Origin of the sequence: Chryseobacterium kimseyorum, assembly GCF_025971945.1 — a bacterium.
Lineage (GTDB): Bacteria > Bacteroidota > Bacteroidia > Flavobacteriales > Weeksellaceae > Chryseobacterium > Chryseobacterium kimseyorum.
The window spans coordinates 31,403-53,054 of sequence record NZ_JAPDHW010000018.1 but is presented as its reverse complement, the minus strand read 5'-3'; the positions used below and the strand labels follow the sequence as shown (position 1 = coordinate 53,054).

15 protein-coding genes are annotated in these 21,652 nt (G+C 38.1%); 7 read left to right on the top strand and 8 right to left on the bottom strand.

The window, feature by feature from the left end:
* A partial coding sequence (locus OMO38_RS17945; protein WP_264751561.1) for a hypothetical protein occupies positions 1–415 on the top strand: 415 nt, incomplete at its 5' end.
* Positions 416–607: 192 nt separating this feature from the next.
* Here OMO38_RS17945 and OMO38_RS17940 read toward each other — a convergent pair.
* The 8 genes from OMO38_RS17940 to kduI all read right to left on the bottom strand — a co-directional run bounded on the left by OMO38_RS17940 (position 608) and on the right by kduI (position 10,846).
* Positions 608–2,227 (bottom strand): UxaA family hydrolase, encoded by a 1,620-nt coding sequence (locus OMO38_RS17940; RefSeq protein ID WP_264751560.1) that lies wholly within the window; start codon positions 2,225–2,227, stop codon positions 608–610.
* Positions 2,228–2,233: 6 nt separating this feature from the next.
* Positions 2,234–3,697 (bottom strand): tagaturonate reductase, encoded by a 1,464-nt coding sequence (locus tag OMO38_RS17935; protein ID WP_264751559.1) that lies wholly within the window; start codon positions 3,695–3,697, stop codon positions 2,234–2,236.
* Between the two features lie 299 nt (positions 3,698–3,996).
* Positions 3,997–5,526: an MFS transporter gene (locus OMO38_RS17930; protein WP_191738009.1), complete on the bottom strand. Its 1,530-nt coding sequence runs from the start codon at positions 5,524–5,526 to the stop codon at positions 3,997–3,999.
* Positions 5,527–5,537: 11 nt separating this feature from the next.
* Entirely contained in the window at positions 5,538–6,197 is a 660-nt protein-coding gene (locus tag OMO38_RS17925) for a beta/alpha barrel domain-containing protein (protein ID WP_263004332.1), read from the bottom strand.
* A gap of 362 nt (positions 6,198–6,559) precedes the next feature.
* Positions 6,560–7,567: a sugar kinase gene (locus tag OMO38_RS17920; protein WP_264751557.1), complete on the bottom strand. Its 1,008-nt coding sequence runs from the start codon at positions 7,565–7,567 to the stop codon at positions 6,560–6,562.
* 233 nt (positions 7,568–7,800) lie between these two features.
* Positions 7,801–9,198: a glucuronate isomerase gene (gene uxaC / locus OMO38_RS17915; RefSeq protein ID WP_264751556.1), complete on the bottom strand. Its 1,398-nt coding sequence runs from the start codon at positions 9,196–9,198 to the stop codon at positions 7,801–7,803.
* An 18-nt stretch (positions 9,199–9,216) separates the two neighbouring features.
* On the bottom strand, positions 9,217–9,999 hold the full coding sequence (locus tag OMO38_RS17910) for a gluconate 5-dehydrogenase (RefSeq protein ID WP_056075317.1): 783 nt from the start codon (positions 9,997–9,999) through the stop codon (positions 9,217–9,219).
* A gap of 10 nt (positions 10,000–10,009) precedes the next feature.
* Positions 10,010–10,846, bottom strand: a complete 837-nt coding sequence (gene kduI / locus OMO38_RS17905) for a 5-dehydro-4-deoxy-D-glucuronate isomerase (RefSeq protein WP_264751555.1) — start codon at positions 10,844–10,846, stop codon at positions 10,010–10,012.
* Between the two features lie 878 nt (positions 10,847–11,724).
* On the opposite strand from kduI, the gene OMO38_RS17900 reads away from it, so the two are divergent.
* The 6 genes from OMO38_RS17900 to OMO38_RS17875 all read left to right on the top strand — a co-directional run bounded on the left by OMO38_RS17900 (position 11,725) and on the right by OMO38_RS17875 (position 21,472).
* Positions 11,725–14,733, top strand: coding sequence for a SusC/RagA family TonB-linked outer membrane protein (locus tag OMO38_RS17900; protein ID WP_264751554.1), 3,009 nt, complete (start codon positions 11,725–11,727; stop codon positions 14,731–14,733).
* Positions 14,734–14,744: 11 nt separating this feature from the next.
* Positions 14,745–16,568, top strand: coding sequence for a RagB/SusD family nutrient uptake outer membrane protein (locus OMO38_RS17895; RefSeq protein ID WP_264751553.1), 1,824 nt, complete (start codon positions 14,745–14,747; stop codon positions 16,566–16,568).
* A gap of 87 nt (positions 16,569–16,655) precedes the next feature.
* A complete protein-coding gene (locus OMO38_RS17890) occupies positions 16,656–17,681 on the top strand; it encodes a pectinesterase family protein (protein WP_264751552.1) in 1,026 nt (341 codons plus the stop codon).
* Between the two features lie 16 nt (positions 17,682–17,697).
* A complete protein-coding gene (locus OMO38_RS17885) occupies positions 17,698–19,146 on the top strand; it encodes a pectate lyase family protein (protein WP_264751551.1) in 1,449 nt (482 codons plus the stop codon).
* 43 nt (positions 19,147–19,189) lie between these two features.
* Positions 19,190–20,200 (top strand): DUF4861 domain-containing protein, encoded by a 1,011-nt coding sequence (locus OMO38_RS17880; RefSeq protein WP_264751550.1) that lies wholly within the window; start codon positions 19,190–19,192, stop codon positions 20,198–20,200.
* 12 nt (positions 20,201–20,212) lie between these two features.
* Positions 20,213–21,472, top strand: a complete 1,260-nt coding sequence (locus OMO38_RS17875; protein WP_264751549.1) for a glycoside hydrolase family 88/105 protein — start codon at positions 20,213–20,215, stop codon at positions 21,470–21,472.
* Positions 21,473–21,652: the final 180 nt, after the last annotated feature.

The following is a 21,652-nucleotide window of genomic DNA, read 5'->3' as shown; positions in this document are numbered from 1 at the left end:
GTTAAGAGGAAGTACATTTATTAAAGAAATAAATTTTGAAGAAAGACATTTGAAATTATCATATATAGCAGATTATAAAAAATTTATAGAACATAATCCTTTTACAAAAATTAGTGAAGACCATTTTATTTCATACTGGGAAACTGGTAACGCAAAAATAAAGGCTTTAAATGATGGTTGTGTCAGACTACTAAGAAAGAACCCAGATTTATACTCAGTTAGTATAAAACTGATGGATATAAATAACATTTATTCAATTTCAATCAACAGAGATGAAATTGAGAGATTTTTAAAAGCAGACTTTTTTGAAATTGAAAATAATTGGGATGATATTTTTAGCAATAAATATGTCTACACAAAAGAGTACTCAATAACTTTTTTTGATTATTTCGGAACTATAAACACGATTGTATAACATATGTTTTAAGTAATCCCAATGCCCGATGTCGCGGATTTGCAATCCGTGACTTTCCACGCAATGTAAAAATATGCACGGATTGCAAATCCGCGCTATAGAAATTGCAAATCCGCGCTATCGACAAAAAGAAAATGCTCCCTACCGAAGCAAGAAGCATTTTCAACCCTAATATTTAATATAATTAACCCATTACAGAGAGACACCTCGTCTCCATGGAATGAAATCATTCTGATTCAGAACGTCAGCCTTGGTTTTTACTTCGCCGCTTGCTACGTTGATGATGAGTTCCAGAAGTTCGTCTGCCGCTTCGGGAATTGTTTTTTCTCCGCTGATGACGGTACCTGTATTGAAATCAATAATGTCTGACATTTTTTCTGCCAAAACCGTGTTGGAAGAAATCTTTACAACCGGAGAAATAGGATTTCCCATCGGAGTTCCAAGACCTGTGGTGAAAAGTACCACTGTTGCACCTGAACCGACTAAAGCCGTTGTACATTCGGCATCATTTCCGGGAGTACACAGAAGATTCAGACCTGGTTTTGTAGCATATTCTGTAAAATCGAGAACTTCCACAATTGGGGCAGCTCCTCCTTTTTTGGATGCTCCTGCGGATTTCATGGCATCGGTAATTAAACCATCCTTGATATTTCCGGGAGAGGGATTCATATCAAATCCAGATCCTGCCGCAACCACAGAGGCTTCAAAATCTTTCATCAGTTTCAGGAACTTCACACCGTCTTCATCGTTGATGCAACGGTTCACCAGCTCCTGCTCTACTCCACACAATTCCGGGAACTCGGCCAGCATGGTTGTTCCGCCAACTGCCGCCATAATATCTGAGACTTCCCCCAAAACAGGGTTGGCAGAAATTCCTGAGAAACCATCTGAGCCGCCACATTCCAAACCAATATTCAGTTTGGTGATGGATGCTGGTTTTCTCTCTATTTCGTTAGCTTTTTTAATGCCTTCGTATGAATCTTTAATCACGCCGGTCAGCATTTCATCGATGGTACCCGATTTTTGCTGTTCGTAAACGACGATTGGTTTTTTGTTATTTGGAGCCAGTGCATGCAGTGAATCCATGAAAATCTGAACCTGAAGATTCTGGCAACCTAAACTGAGAACCGTTGCTCCGGCAACATTCGGGTTGTTGACATATCCTGCGAACAGTCTTCCCAACGCTTCAGCGTCCTGACGGATTCCGCCACAACCGCCCTGGTGCGTGATGAATCTAACGTCGATATTTTTAAATACTCTCGTATCCGGTTCTTCCTCTTCCACCGCAACATCTGCAGTTGCACCGCCATTCAGTAAAGAACGAAGTAACAATTGGTGTTTGCTGGCTTTATCGTGAAGTAATTCTTTTTCGAAAATATCCTTCAGTGTTTCGATATTCTTGTTTTCGCAGAATACCAGCGGGAAAAACAGCCAGACGTTTTCTGTTCCTACCTGTCCGTCTTCACGGTGGTAGCCCATAAAAGTACGGTCTTTCCACTTGTCAACATTGGGTGGAGTCCAGCCCAAAGTATCGGTTTTGCCGACCACTTTTGCACTCTGGTGCTTTACATTTTCGGTGGTAATCACTTCGCCCTGACTGATGGATTGGTTGGCTTTTCCAACGATTACGCCATACATTAAAATATGGTCGCCATCCTCAAAATCTACGGCAGCGAATTTATGTTTTGCTTTAATATCTTTAAGAATCGTATAATCTGTACCGTCTAAGTGCACCGATTCTCCGGCAGGCAAATCCATCAACGCTACAATAACGTTGTCTTTGGGATTTACTTTCAGTACTTTCTTCTGCATGATTGTTTAAGAATAAAATTGAATAAAATTTTTGTAAGCAGTTTCCATGTCATTGTGATCAATTTCGTACAATGCTTTTGCGACTGCGGCTTTCAGGCCTTCTACCTGTGTAAGGTCGGTATCCCAGAACAGTTTTTCGCTTAACGCCTGTTCAGAAACTAATTCATAATCTTCGTTTTTCCAGATTTCTCTGAATCTGTTTACGATGGCTTCTTCGTCATTCAGAGGAAGAGATTTTTCACCAAAACTTCCCTGATAGAATCTGATTAAACTTGCCAGTGAGAACGTTAAGTTCAACGGCAGTCTGTTATTTCTTTCAACATAAGTCAGCAAACTCGGAACGACTCTTACTTTAAATTTAGAAACAAAATACAAAGCAATGCTCGCCAAATGGTGCTTGATGAAAGGATTTCTGAATCTGTCGAACACTTCTTCCGCAAATTCTTTCAGTTCAGTTTCATCTAAACCTAAAGTCTGATTGACTTCATTGAATATCGATTCGCTTAAAAAAGTTCCGATAAACTGGTCATCGATTGCTTCTTTTACGATTTCTTTTCCTGCTAAAATAGCCGGAGCCAACATCAAAGTATGTCCGCCATTCAAGATTCTTACTTTTCTTAATCGGTAAGGCTGAATATCATCCACCACCAAAATCTGTTCGTTGATTTTATCGAAAGGAATTCTCTGTTTTAAATCTTCACCTCCCTGAATCACCCACAAAAGGAATGTTTCAGAAACCACCATCATCGGATCTTCATAATCCAACTGGTCTTCATACGTTGCCGCATCATCTTTCGGATAACCCGGAACAATTCTGTCGACCAAAGTATTGTGGAAGTGATTGCTCTGTTCAACCCATTGCGCAAAACCTTCTTCTAAATTCCAAAGTTGGGCATATTTTAAAATAATTCCTTTTAAAACTATTGCGTTTTCTTCAATCAGCTCGCAAGGAATAATTCTTAAACCTTTGTTTGCCGCTCCATTGAAGTGCTTATATCTTTCGTGAAGCAAAACCGCTACTTTCGCTGGGAAATTTTTGTGCGGACCTTCGTAGGTATTTTCAGTTTCGTCGTAGGCAATTCCTGTTTCTGTTGTATTTGAAAATACAAATTCAAGCTCTTCTTCTTTCGCTAACTCTAAAAAGCTGTTGTAATCTGCATAAGGATTGATCGATTTCTGAATCGCTGAAATCACACATTTTTCATCTATGATTTCTCCTTTTTTGATTCCTCTTGAAAACAAAGTATACAGATTTCCCTGTTCTTCAAGTTTGTGAACTGAACCGTTTGGTGTAGGCTGAATGTTGACTATTCCTGCGTTGAAATCTGCTTCTTTATTTAATTTATCAATCACATAATCTGTAAATCCGCGCATGAAGTTTCCTCCCCCGAACTGTACGATTTTGATTGGTAATTTTGTATCTATACCGCTGTTCTGACGGTTTAACTGTTGTTTTGTCTGATTTTCCATTTTTCTAATTTGAATTAAATTGTGTTTTTAATTCTGCTAAATCTTTGTACGGAATGCTGTATTTAAACGCAAAGTCCGCTAAGATTTTTTTTAATGCTTGATGTATTTTTTAAGTTCGCAAAGGCGTTTCACTTAGCTAAGAACTCAAAGTTTTTTTTAAAACCTTCAAGGTTTAATTTTTCTTACAAAATTTCATCAAAATTATTTTCCCCGACCCTTAAGGGAGTAATTTTGATGAAATTCTAATGAGAATTTTCCTCCCTTTAGGGTTGGGGTAAAGAAAAATACCATAAGAATTTCTACTTACTGATCACTTTATACTTAGGAACCAACATTTTCATCACTGTCCATGCGATCAGATAAGCGACTGCACAGATGGAGAAAATAATCATATATCCTTTGTCAATACCGTCTGAAACTACAGCTCCTGATTTTTCCAATTGTTCAAAGAATCCATCCGGCAAACGGTCGTTGACGTATTGAGGATATTTTTCCAGCAAAGGAACTCCGTCTACGGTTGACCATGCTTTGTGTGCGTGATCGAATAGAACTCCTGAAGATTTATTGATGATAAAAGAACCGATTCCTCCTGCCATCCCGCCAATTCCTGTGATGGTTGCGATGGCTTTTTTAGGGAACATATCTCCTACCGTTGAGAAGATATTTGCTGACCACGCCTGATGCGCTGCTCCTGCAACTCCGATAATTAAAACCGGAATCCAATAGGTAATGGTTCCTAAAGGTTGTGCTAAAAGTGCCAACAGAGGGAAAAATGCGAAAATCAACATCGCTTTCATTCTTCCTGTGTAAGCGTTCATTCCTAATTTTTCAACAAAATATTTTGGTAGCCATCCACCGATGATCGACAGTAAAGTGATCATATACAATACGAATAATGGCAGTGCACTCTGAGTGGAATCCATTCCGTAAACCGAACTTAAATAAGCCGGAGTCCAGAATAAGAAGAACCACCAAACGCCGTCTGTCATAAATTTTCCGAAGGCAAATGCCCAGGTCTGTCTGTAGCTGAAACATTCTTTGAACGTGAATACTTTTTCCGGAACTGAAGTGTCTTCATTGGGAAGATCGTCCTGATCCTGATTGATATACGTTAATTCGTGCTCGTTAACTCTCTTGTGTAAATGTGGTTTTTTATAAACGAATACCCATAGTCCCATCCAGACAAATCCTAAAGCACCGATGATGATAAAAGCCCATTCCCAACCCATTGATTTTGCAATAAAAGGAATTGTAAGCGGTGCTGCCAAAGCTCCAACTGTTGCTCCTGCGTTCCAGATACTTGTAGAAAATGCTCTGTCTTTTTTAGGGAAATATTCCGCTGTAGTTTTGATTGCTGCCGGGAAATTTCCCGCCTCACCAATCGCTAATACGAAACGTGCAAAAATGAATAAGGTTACACTTGTACTGATGATTGCCCCAGTATTAGAAACTGTTCCGATTAATTCTTTAGAACCGTGAAAACCAGCCGTCCAAGTCCCAGTAAGGATTCCTGAAGTTGCGATTCCACAGAATGCGTGTAAAACGGCACCGATTGACCAAACACCAATTGCCCAAAGGAAACCTTTTTTGGTATCCATCCAGTCCACGAATTTTCCTGCGAAAAGCATTCCCACCGCATAAAATATGGAGAATAATGCCGTGATATTTCCGTAATCGTTGTTATTCCAGTGAAATTCCGGTGCGATAAAATCTTTCCACGTCAAAGATAAAACCTGACGATCGAGATAATTGATCGTTGTTGCGAGAAATAAAAGAAGACAGATCGTCCACCTATATTGTGTCGGCTTAATAGATTTAACTGAACTCATAGTCAATGTATTTATTTTAAAGTCTGAATGATATCCAGCACTTTTTTGGTTTCAATTTCTATTGTCGCATAGTCTTTCGCAAGCATCAATTCTTTACTTACCAGCTTGCTTCCCATTCCTACTGCAGAAACTCCTGCTTTGAACCAGCTTTCAATGCTTTCCTTCGTGGTATCAACACCACCCGTCGGCATAAATTTCAGATTCGGGAAAACATCTTTGATGGCACTCATAAATCCTGGTCCCAAAGCATTCCCCGGGAATAATTTAATGAAAGTTACCCCAGCCGTTTCAGCCTCAATTATTTCAGTCGGAGTCATACAACCCGGACTGTACAACAAGTCTTTCGGAATTAAAAATGCTGCAACTTCCGCTACAAAACCCGGACTGATAAAAAAATCTGCCCCTGCTTTGTAATATTCTTCAGCTTGCTTTACATTCTTGATTGTTCCGATTCCCAGAAGCATTTCCGGCATTTCTGCATTACGAACCTCAACCATTTTTGTGAAATTACTCAATGCAGCTTCTCCACGGCTGGTATATTCTACCGCACGGATTCCTGCTTTGTAAAGTGATTTTAATATTTCTAAAGTTACCGTTTCATCAGCATTGTAATACAGAGGCAAAGCTCCCTGATTGATGATGGTGTTTGTAACCAATTGAATTTTTGTCATTTTGTTTTAATTATTTTGTTGAAAATAATCTTTGATGGGGTTTTATCCATCCTTTGGTATGCTGTCCTGTTGGGGACTTTGTTAAAATTTGGTTTTCTTCCGCCCTTTAGAGTTGGGGTAAAGAAGAAAATCAAATTTTTCTTTGTTTGAATTTTATTTGATAGTATTTTATCCTATCTTTTGCTAAATAGTCCCTTTGGGACTTTTTTGAACACAGAGTTCACAAAGTTTTTTTCCTACTAACTGTTTTTTAGTTTCACAAAGCCGCTTCGCTTATATAAGACCAAACTTATTAGTTATACTTCATTTGAAATGATGAAACTTTTAAAGCCAATTGCCAAAAGCAAGAAGCCAAAAGCCAACTACCTTTTGATGCGTCCTCCGGAATTTCCTGCCATTACTTCGAGGATATCTTCTGCGTTGCAATAGTTGATGTCTCCTAAAATGGTGTGTTTGATTGCACAGGCTGCGTTGGCAAAATTTAAAGCTTTTTCGTCATCGAAATGTAATAAACCATAAATAAGACCTGCGGCAAAGGCATCTCCCGTTCCGATTCTGTCGACTACGTTGTCTATTTCTAAAAATTTAGTTTCAAAATAATTTCCGTTAATCAAAGCTCTTCCCTGTGTCTGCTGAGAACTTGCAGTAACGCCGATTCTTATTTTATCGAAAATTTTATGAATAGATGGACACTGTTTTTTTAATTCTTCACAAGCTTCCATGAAACCTTGTTGGTCTGACGAAAACTGAGTTCCCAGAATTTCATTGATCTCATTTACACCACCGATGAAAATCGTTGAGTAAGAAACCAATTCCTTTAAAACCTCATTTCCGTTTTTACCATATTTCCAAAGATTGGAACGGTAAGCAGGATCGGTAGTTACTTCAATCCCCATTTCTCGGGCAGTGAGCAAACCTTCTTTTAAAGTTTCGTAAGCACCTTCAGATATTCCAGGACTGATGCCTGTCCAGTGGAAATAGTCGCAACCTTCCAAAGCTTTTTTCCAGTCAATCTGCTCGGGTTTGATGTTGGCAAAAGAACCGTTCAGTCTGTTGTAGGCAATTCTGCTCGCACGAACAGATGCACCAACTTCAAGGAAATATAAACCTAAAGGATGTTCGTTTTTATTGATGAAAGTTGTATCGATCCCAAAACTTTTGATGAAAGACAATGCAGATTCTCCCACAAAATCATCAGAAACATTGCTGATGTGCGTCACGTCGCACCCCATTGTCGCCAATGAAGAAGCTACGTTGAGCTCAGTTCCTCCGAAAAAGAATTCCATCTCGTGGCTCTGTTTCATTGTTTTGTTTCCGGGAGGTGAAAGCCTCATGATTACTTCACCGAAAGTAAGTATTTTGCTAGCCATATTAATTAACGCTCTTTATTTAACCACAAATCGCCAGATTCGACGAAGTCAAAAGACACAAAAGTTTTTGACGCTTTTAGGTATTTTGAAGTTTAATATATTGAAAATATAAAGATCACATAAGTTTAAAAATCAAAGATTTTTGTTGACGTTTGATCTTTTATTATTTTAAATTTTACTTTTTATAAACCTTCAAGGTTTTTGAAACCTTGAAGGTTTGAAATTTGTTATATTTAAAAATCGAAATAATTTTTAGCATTATGATAACAGATATCGGAAATGGTTTTCCCGATCAGTTCCATATCATCCGGCAATTCGCCGTTTTTCATTTCTTCTCCGAAAAGATTACACAATACTCTTCTGAAATATTCGTGTCTCGGATAAGATAAGAAACTTCTGGAATCTGTCAACATTCCTACGAAACAGCTGATCAATCCCATGTTTGAAAGGGCATTCATCTGCTTGATCATTCCGTCTTTCTGATCCAAAAACCACCAGCCCGAACCGAACTGTACCTTTCCTTTGATACTGCCGTCATTAAAATTCCCGATCATTGTTGCGAAAATTTCGTTGTCGGCAGGATTTAAGTTATATAGAATTGTTTTGGTCAGTTTATCTTTTCCGTCTAAAGCATTTAACAATTTAGACAAAGTTTCAGCCTGTACGAAATCACCGATAGAATCCCATCCTGTATCAGGACCCAGAATTCTGTGCATTCTTTCGTTGTTGTTTCTCAAAGCTCCCAAGTGGAACTGCTGAACCCATCCGAATTTGTGATATGTTTCGCCTAAGAATAATAAAATCGCAGTTTTGAATTGATTCACCTGCTTTTCAGCGATTACTTTTCCTGAAATTTTATCGTTGAAGATTGCACTTACTTCAGCTTCTGAAGCTTCTTCGAAAGAAATATTGTTCAGTCCGTGGTCGCAGAGTCTGCATCCGTTTTCGTGGAAATATTCTACTCTTTTTAATAAAGCATCGCACAAAGTCTGGTAAGAATTGATTTCAATTCCAGCCGATTCGCCCAATTTAGAAATATAGTCTGCGAAGTTGTGGTTTTCAATCAAAATCGCTTTATCAGGACGGAAAGCGGTACTTACTTTAATGCTGAAATCACTTTTCGCCAAATCCTGATGGTAATTTAGAACATCGATCGGATCTTCTGTGGTGCACAAAGATTCCACATTCATCATTTTCAGCAAACCTCTTGTTGACTTTTCAGGAGTCTGAAGCTGTGCTGTGATGTTGTCGTAAATATCTGATGCGTTTTTTTCGTTCAATAATTCATCAATTCCGAAATAACGCTTTAATTCTAAATGCGTCCAGTGGTACAGAGGATTTCTTAATGTATAAGGAACCGTTTTTGCCCAAGCCTCGAATTTTTCTTTGTCTGAAGCGTCGCCGGTGATGAATCTTTCGTTCACACCCATCGTACGCATTGCACGCCATTTGTAATGATCGCCAGCAATCCAAACTTTAGAAATATTTTCGAAAACCGTATCTTCAGCGATATCTTTTGGAATTAAGTGATTGTGATAATCGATGATCGGCTGTTTTTCTGCGAAATTGAAGTATAATTCTTCCGCGTATTTATTTTGTAATAAAAAGTTATCTGTAATAAAAGATTTCATTTCTGTAAAATTCTTGTGTTATTCATTAGCAGGTTTCCCAATGGTCGCCAAAATACCTCCATCCACATAAATAATGTGTCCGTTGACAAATTTACTTGCGTCTGAAGCTAAGAAAATAGCCGTTCCTGCAAGGTCTTCAGGGTTTCCCCATCTACCTTCCGGAGTTCTGCTGATGATAAAATCGTTAAACGGATGTCCGTCTACTCTGATTGGTTCTGTCTGGGTCGTCGCAAAATATCCGGGACCGATACCGTTCACCTGAATATTGTGTTTTGCCCATTCTGTTGCTAAATTTTTGGTCAGCATTTTCAGTCCGCCTTTTGCAGAAGCATATGCTACTACATTGTCACGGCCAAGCTCACTCATCATTGAGCAAATATTGATGATTTTACCGGACTGTCTTTTGATCATGTGTTTCCCAACCAGTTGAGACATAATGAAAGGACCGGTAAGATCTACATCGATTACTTTTCTAAAGTCTGCAACATCCATCTCTAAAGCCGGAACACGTTTGATGATTCCTGCATTATTGACTAAGATGTCGATTTTCCCATGTGTAGCAAGCATTAATGCTACTTTCTGAGCGGCTTCCAGTTCGTCTGTCACATCAAAAAGATAACCTGTAGCGTTATATCCTTTACTGCGATAATATTCTAAGGCTTCATCTAATTTTGAGGGAGTTGTACTTGTGATTGCCAGTTCAGCACCTGCAGAGGCAAGACCTTCAGCCATTGCCATTCCTAATCCGTGAGTACCGCCGGTTACAACGGCTACTTTTCCGGATAAATCGAATAAATTCATGTAGAAAAAATTACTTTAGTTCGTTAGTTTTAACAGCGTCCATGTCGCCATAATCCATATTTTCTCCTGCCATTCCCCAGATAAAAGTATAGTTGGAAGTACCAACCCCTGAGTGAATAGACCATTCCGGAGACAAGACTGCCTCATTGTTTTTCATAAAGATATGACGGGTTTCATTCGGCTGGCCAAGAAAATGACTTACCGCCTGCCCTTCTTCAAGATCAAAATAAAAATAAGCTTCCATTCTTCGGGTATGCGTGTGAGAAGGCATGGTGTTCCAAACACTTCCTTCGTGCAGCTCGGTCATTCCCATCTGTAGCTGACAGGTTTCTAATACACTGTTGACGATCAGTTTGTTGATGGTACGTCTGTTGGCGTATTTTGCTTCACCTAATTCTACAATTTCGGCTTCATTTTTAGTGATTTTCTTTGTAGGAAAAGTGTGGTGCGCCGGTGCAGAATTGAAATAGAATAAAGTCTGACCTTCATTTCCGTTTTCAAAAACAATATCTTTTGCTCCTTTTCCTATATATAAAGCTTCCTTATTTCCAAGTTCGAAAACCTCTCCGTCAACAGTTACCTTTCCGGCAGCGCCCACGTTGATGATTCCCAATTCTCTTCTGTCAAGAAAGTTTTCTGCCTTCAGATCATCAGTAGGTTCAAGTTTCAATGCGCTATTTACAGGCATTGCACCACCTACGATCATTCTGTCGTACATAGAATACACTACATTGATTTGATCTTCATTAAATAAATCATTGATTAGAAACTCCCTTCTCAGGTCTTCAGTTGTATATTTTTTTACATCTTCAGGATGATGGGCGTAACGAAATTCTGATTTTGTCATACTCTAGATTTTAAACTTAAATTTACGGTTTCTAAAAAACCTGTTAAACATTGCGTAATCGATTGCATTAAATTACACTAAAATTGTACAGAAATACTTGTCGATAAATATATAGATAATATGTATTCCGTTAACAAAAAATTCATTTAAATTTTTAATTAACTGATTGACAATAAAATAAAATTGAAATTTTTAAAAAAATTAAGAAATTTTAAGATTCAAAACAGTACTTTTTTTTACGAAATGAAGTCCAAAGACTGACTTAAATAAAAATCATGCCATAAAACATACCTATGATAACACTCATATAAAAATTATAACAATATTTTGATATCTGTTATGCTTCGATGTTAAATTATGTCAATTTGGTATCAATTACAAAATACATTTTTTTTTCAATGCGAAAAACTGATAAAAATCACCTTAATTTTTAAAAACACATCCCTTGACTATCTTTTTCGGGAATTTTTTTGACGTAAAAAGTGGTAATTTATATACCTTTTTTAGTCATTTAGAGAGTTAAACACCTTCATATTTAATTTTTTTTTGAAATATATCAACCCCTCTTACATCATGATACAAAATACTAAAAATCAATTTATTACAATTAGAACACCATCCTACATTTTGTCATTTTTAACAAACTAAACAGATAAGTTCACGAAAAAATAATATTTTTTTCTTTGTGTAATGGAAAATAATATTAGTTTAGAAGCCACGATAAATATGTGTCGTGAAAAATTACGCAATCGATTGCACAAGAAGCGCGTAATTTAGATATAAAATCAAACAGAGTACTTAAAATCCACAAAAAACTAAGCGGAAGGTCTGCAAAATACTTTCCAACCATACTTTAAAAACTATATAAGGATATAATAATGAATAGAAAAGTACAATCAATCAAATGGTTATATCTATCTGTTTTTCTGCTTCCGGTACTTGGCTTGGCGCAGGAAAAAAGCAAAGAAAAAGAAACCAATATTGACGAAGTAGTTTTGGTAGGTTATACCAAAGTCTCTAAAAAAGATGTTACCAACGCTGTATCATCTGTAAAAGCTGAAGCTTTAAAAGATATGCCTGTAAACAGTGCCGCAGAAGCCATCCAAGGTAGATTGGCTGGGGTACAGGTGCAGACCAGTGAAGGTTCACCTGGTGCAGAGGTGGATATTAAAGTTAGAGGTGGTACTTCTATTACGGGAAGTAATGCTCCACTTTATATCGTAGACGGTGTGCAGATGGACAACGCAATGTCTCTACTAACTCCAAAAGAAATTGAGTCGATTGAAGTTCTGAAAGATGCTTCATCTACATCAATCTATGGTTCTAGAGGAGCTAATGGGGTTGTTTTGATCACCACAAAAAGTGGCCGTAAAAAAGCAATGACGACCATTAACTATAATGGTTTTACCGGTGTAAGAAAAATCATGAATACATTGGATGTTCTTAATCCTTATGATTTTGTGATGTACCAGTACGAACTGTATAACAAAAACGGAGTTGATGCTGATGTATTAGCTTTCGCTACAAGATACGGTACTTATAATGAACTTGCCTCTAAATATACCAATGTTAAAGAGAGAGACTGGCAGGATGAGTTATTCGGAAGAGAAGCTTTCAACTTCACCCACAACCTTACTGTAAACGGAGGTTCTGAAAAATCAGCTTTTGCGTTGACATTAAATCATGTGGATGAAGATGGTATTATGCTAAGTTCTGGATTCAAAAGAAGCATGGTCAACTTTAAGTATGATTATGATATCAGCAAAAAATTAAAAATCGGATTTAACGCAAGATACAGCAGATCATTAATTAACGGTGTAGGTACATCTAGCACAGGATCTCAAAGTAACAACAGATTAAGAAACGCAGTAAGATATCAGCCTTTCGAGGGTGGATCTAATATTCCTGTGGATGATTTTGATCCTAACTACGCTACGAATACCAACTTGGTTAATCCGCTGATCTTAAATGAAAATGAGGTAAGAGATAACAGATCAAACGATTTATTATTGAATGGTTATATCAACTGGAATATTTCAAAAGACATTACTTTCAGAAGTGTTATCGGTTATGTACAGAGAGACATTATCACCAACCAGTTTTGGGGTACTGTAACTTCACAGGCCAGAGCCAATGCCGATATGCCAATCGTACAGTTAGACAGATCCCAATCGAGAAGAATTACCAATACCAATACTTTAAACTATACCAAAAAATTCGGTGATCATAAATTGGATGTATTATTAGGTCAGGAAACAATTCAGACAGACGGTGAATCTAGTAACACGTATGTAAAATGGTTTCCAAAGTCTATTCTTCCTAACGAGGCATTTGCAAACATTGCAGCTGCTACTCCACCATCTGGCTTAATTCAGGATGCTGCAAGAACAGCAGTATTGCCACCGGACCGTTTGGCTTCATTCTTTGGACGTGTAAATTACATCTATGCCAATAAATACATCCTAACTGCTTCTGTAAGAGCTGATGGATCTAACGTATTTATGAAAGGTAACCAATGGGGATACTTCCCTGCAGCTTCCCTTGCCTGGAAAGTTAAAGAAGAGAATTTCCTTAAAGATGTTAACTGGTTAGACGAATTCAAACTACGTGTTGGTTATGGTCTTTCTGGGAATAACAGAATCACATCTTACCTGTGGGCAAATTTCTATAACGTAAGTGCCAATAATGGTTATGTATTTGGAACTTCAGTTACACCTGGTTCTGCAATCTCTACTACACAGGCAAACCCTAGTGTAAAATGGGAGGCTACAGTATCTAAAAATGCGGGTGTTGACTTCGGCTTCTTTAATAACAGATTATATGGTAGTGTTGACGGATATATTACTGACACAAAAGATCTATTGGTTTTAGCGAAAGTTCCTTTCCCAGGATATTCAAACCAGTTCCAGAATTCAGGTAAAACTCAAAACAAAGGTTTAGAATTTACCCTTGGAGGAGTGATCGTTAATAAAGAAGATTTCACTTGGAAAACAGATATTAACCTTTCTACCAACAAAAACAAAATTTTAAGTTTAGGTAGCGGTGTACGTCCGGGACAGGATTCTTATTTAGTTCAGTCAGGAGGTATTGGAGGTTTCGACTTTATTGCTAAAGTGGGAAGTTCTGTAGGTACTTACTACGGATATGTGACTGAGGGAAGATATGAGGTTAGCGATTTTGATTACAATGCAGCAACACAGGTCTACACTTTGAAAGCTGGAATTCCAAGCACCAGTGCAATTGCATTAGGATCAAGAGCTGCACAGCCAGGAGATCTTAAACTAAAAGATTTAAATGGTGACGGACAGATTACTGACGCCGACAGACAGGAATTGGGAAGTGCTCAGCCTAAGTTTTACGGTGGTTTCAACCAAACTTTCCGTTACAAAAACTTCGACATGAGTTTATTCTTCAACTTCTCAGTTGGAAACAAAGTATATAATGCCAACAAAATTGAGAATACCACTCAATATCTATACAGAGACAACAACATGGCTGCAGATGTTGCAGACAGATGGAGATGGTTTGACAACAATGGTGTGAAAGTGAACGATCCTACTGCATTGGCAGCTTTGAATGCAAACACAACCATGTGGACGCCACCAACAGGACAGTACATTTTGCATTCTTACGGAATTGAAGACGGTTCATTCTTAAGACTAAATAACGTAACTTTAGGATTCACATTACCAAAGGGTTCACTGGATGCGGTAGGTGTTAAAAATTTCAGATTGTACGCAACAGTAAACAACGTTTTTGTACTTACAAAATACAGCGGATATGATCCTGAAGCAAGTACAAGAAGAAATGCATTAACTCCCGGAGTTGATTATTCAGCATACCCTAGAAGCAGATTTTTTGTAACTGGAGTAGATATCACATTCTAAAATTTATTATCATGAAAAAAAACAAATCAATACTAATTTTATCTTTTCTGGCAAGCGCTCTTTTTCTTAGTTCTTGCAGCGACTATCTTGAGCCGGAAAACCTTTCAAGTATCTCAGAAGCACAGCAGTTTGACAGTACTTCAGATACATTTTCTGCACTAATTGGAGTTTATGCTCAGCTAGGTGGAGATGACGGTTACGGACAGAGATTATCTCTAATTCTAACCCATTCTGGAGATGACTTCAGAACTTCAGGAAACTACAACTGTAATGACAGAAGAGGTGTTGCCACTTTTGGAGCATGTTCTACCAATACTGAGCTTAATGGTCCTTTCTCAAAACTATATACAGGAATTGAGCGTGCAAACCTAGTCATCAAAAACATTCCTTTATCTCCTGTAATGCAAAGCGGAACAGCAGACGATAAAAAACTGATGGACAGATATTTGGGTGAAGCGCTAACGCTGAGAGCACAATATTACTATGAGTTGATCAGAAACTGGGGAGATGTACCTTTCTACCTTGTTCCTGCTTCTGACGTTGCAGAGCAGAATCAGCCAAAAACAGACAGAGACGTAATTTATGATCAATTGATTACTGATCTTGAAAAAGCTGCAACTTTGGTTCCTTGGAGATCTGAAGGCGGAACAACCAGCAACAGAATTTCCAAAGGTTTTGTAAAAGGTCTTAGAGCAAGAATTGCATTGGCAAGAGCAGGATGGTCTTTAAGAAGAAGCCCGCAGGTAATGGCTCAGGGATCAAACCCTCAGAAATATTACCAGATCGCTTTAGACGAATGTAGAGATATCATGAACCGTACTGGTGATCATAGCCTTAACCCAAGTTACGAAAGCGTTTTCAGAGCTTTACATACCAATGCTCAGGATGCAACCAATGAAGTTATTTTTGCAGTAGGTGCTTTCGGTGGAGGGGTAAGAACAGACTCTAAAATCGGATATTACAACGGTCTGAAGCACCATGACAACTCTGTTTGGAAAGGTGGTGGCGGTATCAATGCATTACCGACTTACTTTTACGAGTTTACAAAATATGATTTAAGAAGAGACATGAATGTCGGAATCTTTACAATTAATGCAACAAACCAGGCTGAATTGGCTGCTTCAAACTCGTGGACAGATTCTAAATACAGAAAATCTTGGACAAGTATTACAGGGCCTTCTCAAACACTTGCGGTTGACTGGCCATTGATGCGTCTTTCTGATGTAATGCTAATGTTTGCTGAAGCTGACAACGAAATCAATGGAGCTCCTTCGCAGGAAGCGAAAAATGCATTATTAGCGGTAAGAAACAGAGCTTATGCAGGTAATCTTGGACAGGTTGGAGCAATTCCGGCTGACAAAGTAGGATTCTTTAATGCAATCGTTAAAGAAAGATTATTAGAATTAGGTTCAGAAGGTCTTAGAAAATATGACTTGATCCGTTGGAATTTGTTGGCTTCAAAAATTGCTGAAACTAAACAAAAACTGACAGATTTCATCAACGGAACCGGAGCTTATGCTAATGTACCATTGAACATTTATTACAAGAATTCTGTATACGATCCAACGAAAACTGCTCAGCAAAACATCGCGGCAATCGACGTTTATACAATAGGAACAGATAAAAGCCAGGTATTCTATCTTCCGAATCAGTCTGCTACAACACCTGCAGGTTACAAATCGATCGCATGGAGATCAGGAATTACAGCAACTTATATCACTGATCCTTCATCCGGATATGCTCAGTATTTTGTACCAAACAAAAGAGAGTTATTGCCGATTTATTTCGAATATATTCAGAATAACTACAATCTTACACAAGATTACGGTTACTAGAATCAAGATACATTCATATTAATTTTGATACAGACTTTCTCCTTCCCTAGGAGCGAGTCTGTATTTTCCTAATGAAAATTAAAATCTATGAAGATTTCAAATTTTTACAAAAAAATAAAGTTCTTGTCATTATTTTCCATAGTTGTCATCAGTCTTCTTTCTTTCAAGATGAATGAGGGTAAAACCATCATTGTTTCGAAAGACGGAAAAGGAAATTTCACTACCATTCAGCAGGCCATAAATTCTGTTGAAGAAGGAAAAAAAGAAAGAACAAAAATCATTGTAAAACCCGGAACTTACAGAGAAAAAATCACAGTAGATCCTGCAAAAAGTCCAATCACTCTGATTGGAGAAAATGCAGAAAATACCATTTTAGTTTACGGCGATCACGCATCAAAACAAAATGCTGAAGGTAAAAACATTGGAACTACAGGTTCATCAAGTATTTTTATTTTCTCTGACGATTTTTCTGCTAAAAATATTACATTTCAAAACGATGCCGGACCAGTCGGACAGGCCGTTGCTGTTTTAACGACAGGCGACCGTATTGCTTTTGAAAACTGCAAATTCTTAGGATTTCAGGATACACTTTATACCAAAGGCGCTCAGGATAATCCGGATAAAACTAAAGTTTCCAGAAATTATTTTAAAAACTGCTACATCGAAGGAACGACTGACTATATTTTCGGAGCCGGAACCGCCGTTTTTGAAAACTGTACTATTTACTCTAAAAAAAATGCATCCTACGTTACAGCCGCCTCCACAATTGAAGGAAATGAGTTTGGATATGTATTTATTAACTGTAATTTAACAGGCGATGCCGACACAAATTCTATTTATTTGGGTCGTCCGTGGAGACCATTTGCAAAGACTGTTTATGTAAATTGTGCAATCGATTCCACAATCAAGCCGGAAGGTTGGCATAACTGGTCTAAACCTGATGCAGAGAAGACTACTTTCTATGCAGAATACAATTCTAAAGGTTCAGGAGCTAACGCTGAGAAACGCGTGTCCTGGTCACACCAACTGACAAAAGAACAAAGTAAAAAATATACTGCCAAAAATATTCTGTCCGGAAAGGATAACTGGAACTACAAAAAAGCAGCTCAATAATCTCAAAAAGTTTTCAATGAAATACGCTTTTTCTTCATTCTTCCTTTTGGGAATTTTATCATTACAAAGCTGTGCCAGTCAGGTAAAAACGTCAGTCAATTCCGAAACAGTGGTTTCAGGAAAGCTGATCAGTTTCCCCGGTGCTGAGGGTTTTGGAAGATTTACGACCGGCGGACGTGGTGGAAAAGTTTTATTTGTAACTAAACTGACAGATGACGGTTCGGAAGGTACGTTAAGACACGCTTTAGAACAGAAAGGTCCGAGATATATTGTTTTCAGAACTGCCGGAACGATTTTCCTTGAATCCCCTTTAAGAATAAAAGAAGGCGACGTCACGATTGCCGGACAAACCGCTCCCGGAGACGGAATTAACGTTGCCAACTACGAAACTTTTGTAGCAGCAGACAATGTGATCATCCGTTATATGCGTTTCAGAATGGGTGATAAAAAAAAGTATGAAGGTGATGCTTTAGGGGCAAGATTTATAAAAAATCTGATTGTCGACCACTGTTCGATGAGCTGGTCAACAGACGAGACGGTTTCCATTTATGTTAACGAAAATACGACGCTTCAGTGGTGTGTAATTACAGAAAGCCTCAGAAATTCGGCCCACCAGAAAGGCGCTCACGGCTATGGCGGAATTGCCGGTGGAAAATTCGCATCTTTTCATCATAATATTTATGCAAACCACGACAGCAGAAATCCGAGACTGGGAGAATATGCGGGAAGTAAATTTGCGCTGACCGATCTGACCGATTTTAGAAACAATGTCATTTACAACTGGGGGCACAATAATGTTTACGGAGGTGAAGGAATGAATGTGAATATGGTCAACAATTATTACAAACCGGGTCCTGCGACCATGACCAACAAGAGAATTGTGGCGATTGATAAAAATGAAAAAGAGGGAACTGAGGTTTACAACATCTGGGGGAAATATTACATCAACGGAAATGTGGTGGAGGGAAGTCCTGAAGTTACCGCAGACAACTGGAATTTAGGCGTTTTCAATCAAATGAAACCTGCGTATAAGCTGACAGATGCTGATAAAAACTCAATTAAAATAAATCAGCCACACGATATTCAGAATAATGTGAAAACTGAATCTCCAAAGGAGGCCTACGAAAAAATATTAAAAATAGGAGGTGCAAGTTTGGTGAGAGATGCTGTAGATTTACGTGTTTTGGAACATGTAAAAAAAGGAACATTCTCTCACAAAGGTTCGCTCGGAAGTGATAATGGAATCATCGATTCCCAGGAAGATGTAGGCGGATTCCCTGTTTTAAAACCAGGAAAAGTTCCTCTTGATTCAGACAACGACGGAATGCCCGATGATTGGGAAATTAAAATTAATCTTGACCCGAAAAAAGCCAATGTCAACGGAAAAGATTTAGATAAAAACTATGATAATATTGAGGTGTATATGAATGACCTCGTGAAAAAAATAACCGAAAATCAACGGTAGTCACTGAACTTTCAGACTTTAAGGTTATCTAAAATAAAAAATAATGTCAGTACAGATAAAATCAAACCTATTCAAAATACTTCTGGCGGGAGCTGTCTTCGCAGGCGGTTCATCGTTCGCACAGAAAAATGTGATTGAAAAAATCCGCAAAACCCCGAAAGCTCCTTTTTCTTACGCAGAATTATCAATAAAAGACGGCGGAAAATGGCAGGGCAACGAGTACATCGGCGGAACTTTCAAAAACATCAATGAATTACAGCTTCCAGCCGAACATACCGACCATTCTTACTACATCAGATACGAAGGAATCGGTTTGGAAAACAATCAGATCGGTTACAGATTATACCTTGACTGGAGAAATGCCACAGATATTTTCGGGAAAAAAGTAAATACTCTGGTGTTGCCGGAAGTCGGACAGGACGGCTTTGAAACCTATCATCACGACGCACCTTGGGGACAGGATATTTTGAAATCAGGCCGTACCATCGGAGTCGGTTCTTACGGTAGATATGATGATCAGAATGATTTTGTAGAAACTTTTAAAACCGTAAAAACCACCACTGCAAAAGTTGTTAACGAAAACGATAAATCCTTCGCAACCATCGATTACAAAGGCTGGAAAACTTGGGGAAAGGCAGTTGACCTTCAGTCGAAGCTGACAATTTTCAACAGAGACCGTTTTGTGGAAGTTGATTTAAATTTAAATGAAACAATTTCAGGATTATGTACCGGAATCGTCGCTTTTAAAGATATTCCCATGAAAGAGGCGGTCAGTAAAAACAAAAAATGGGGCTACATTGCAACATACGGAACGCAGACTTTGGCTAAAAAAGAAGATAACCTGGGAATGGTGATCTTCTACCCTATCGGAAATTTAGATAAAATTGTAAAAACGAAATCGACTCACGTTGTGGTTTTTAAAAAGACCAAAAATGTTTCGTATTACTTTATGGGAGCTTGGTCTCAGGAACCGAACGGAATAAAAACTGAAGAAGAATTCTACAGAGATTTAGATAAAAAATTAGAAATTTTAGATAATAACAATCAACTTTAAAATTGACTTACAATGAGTTTTATTAATCAAAAATTAAAAATATACGCTGTTGCGGTTTTAGGTTCGGCAATGTTCCTTGCCTGTGCACAGACAAAAACGGCTACGGCTGCCAAAGCGACAACCCAAACTGCAAAATCAGGAAAAGTAGTTCCTACCAACCTGAAATGGTCTGAAAGAATGATGCTTTCTGAAATGCAGCGTTTCCCTGAAGCTTGGATGCTCGATTTCAGCAAAAGCCCGAAATGGACGTATCCATCAGCAATTGTGTTGGATGGAGCTGAGCAGCTTTACATCAAAACAGGTAAAAAAGAATACTACGACTACATCAGCGGTTTCGGCGAAACTTTGATCAAGGACGACGGTACCATCGTAACCTACGACCTTGACAAGTACAACATCGACATGCTGAACAGCGGAAACGTATTGCTTTATCTTTACGAAAAAGAGAAAAAAGACAAATACCTGAAGGCACTCCAAACGCTTCGTCTGCAAATCGACGGACAGCCAAGAACAAATGAAGGTTCTTTTTGGCACAAAAAGATCTATCCTTATCAGGTTTGGTTAGATGGTTTATACATGGGAATGCCTTTCTACACGCATTATACGAAAGATTTCACAAAAGGTGCAGACGCTCAGAAAGCGTATGACGATATCGTTATGCAGTTTGATTCTGTTCAGAAAAATCTTTTAGACAAAAAAACGGGATTGCTGTATCACGCCTGGGATGAGAGCAAAGAACAGGCATGGGCAGACAAACAAACCGGACTTTCGCCAAATTTCTGGGGAAGAGCCATGGGTTGGTACGGAATGGCAATGGTGGATGTTTTGGATTACTTACCTAAAGATCACCCGGGAAGAGCGAGAATTATATCTTACATTAAATCTTATTCTGACGCTGTTATCAAATATCAGGATAAAAAATCAGGGCTTTGGTATCAGGTTTTAGACAAGCCATTGGCAAACAAAAATTATGAAGAAGCAACTGCTTCAGCGATGTTTGTCTACACCATGATTAAATCTGTGAACAAAGGTTACCTGCCAAAATCATACAAAGCTGCCGCTAAAAAAGGCTACGACGGAATCATCAAAAATCTGATTACAGTTGATGAAAATGGCGTTGTAAATTTAAATAAATGTTGTGCCGTTGCCGGTCTAGGAGGAAAGCCATACAGAGACGGTTCTTACGAATATTACGTGAATGAAGAAATCCGTTCAAATGACGGAAAAGGAACAGGACCATTTATTTTGGCGAGTTTGGAATTTGAAAAATAATTTTTAAAACCATTAAACCATTAAGGAGATTTAAGAAGTTAAGATTTATTAAGGCTTAAATCTGAGATTTTATTAAGCTACTTGCTTAAAGCGAAGCTCAGCTTAATTTTCTAAACTTCTTAATAAAAACTTAATGGTTAAAATATTATTTTAAAAACATAAAGCCTTTGCTAAGCAGAA

Coding starts and splice junctions, on each gene's coding strand:
- OMO38_RS17875 (WP_264751549.1), top strand. CDS start 20,213: ATGAGTTTTATTAATCAAAAATTAAAAATATACGCTGTTGCGGTTTTA.
- OMO38_RS17930 (WP_191738009.1), bottom strand. CDS start 5,526: ATGAGTTCAGTTAAATCTATTAAGCCGACACAATATAGGTGGACGATC.
- OMO38_RS17900 (WP_264751554.1), top strand. CDS start 11,725: ATGAATAGAAAAGTACAATCAATCAAATGGTTATATCTATCTGTTTTT.
- OMO38_RS17880 (WP_264751550.1), top strand. CDS start 19,190: ATGTCAGTACAGATAAAATCAAACCTATTCAAAATACTTCTGGCGGGA.
- OMO38_RS17920 (WP_264751557.1), bottom strand. CDS start 7,567: ATGGCTAGCAAAATACTTACTTTCGGTGAAGTAATCATGAGGCTTTCA.
- OMO38_RS17910 (WP_056075317.1), bottom strand. CDS start 9,999: ATGAATTTATTCGATTTATCCGGAAAAGTAGCCGTTGTAACCGGCGGT.
- OMO38_RS17935 (WP_264751559.1), bottom strand. CDS start 3,697: ATGGAAAATCAGACAAAACAACAGTTAAACCGTCAGAACAGCGGTATA.
- uxaC (WP_264751556.1), bottom strand. CDS start 9,198: ATGAAATCTTTTATTACAGATAACTTTTTATTACAAAATAAATACGCG.
- OMO38_RS17925 (WP_263004332.1), bottom strand. CDS start 6,197: ATGACAAAAATTCAATTGGTTACAAACACCATCATCAATCAGGGAGCT.
- OMO38_RS17895 (WP_264751553.1), top strand. CDS start 14,745: ATGAAAAAAAACAAATCAATACTAATTTTATCTTTTCTGGCAAGCGCT.
- OMO38_RS17890 (WP_264751552.1), top strand. CDS start 16,656: ATGAAGATTTCAAATTTTTACAAAAAAATAAAGTTCTTGTCATTATTT.
- OMO38_RS17940 (WP_264751560.1), bottom strand. CDS start 2,227: ATGCAGAAGAAAGTACTGAAAGTAAATCCCAAAGACAACGTTATTGTA.
- kduI (WP_264751555.1), bottom strand. CDS start 10,846: ATGACAAAATCAGAATTTCGTTACGCCCATCATCCTGAAGATGTAAAA.
- OMO38_RS17885 (WP_264751551.1), top strand. CDS start 17,698: ATGAAATACGCTTTTTCTTCATTCTTCCTTTTGGGAATTTTATCATTA.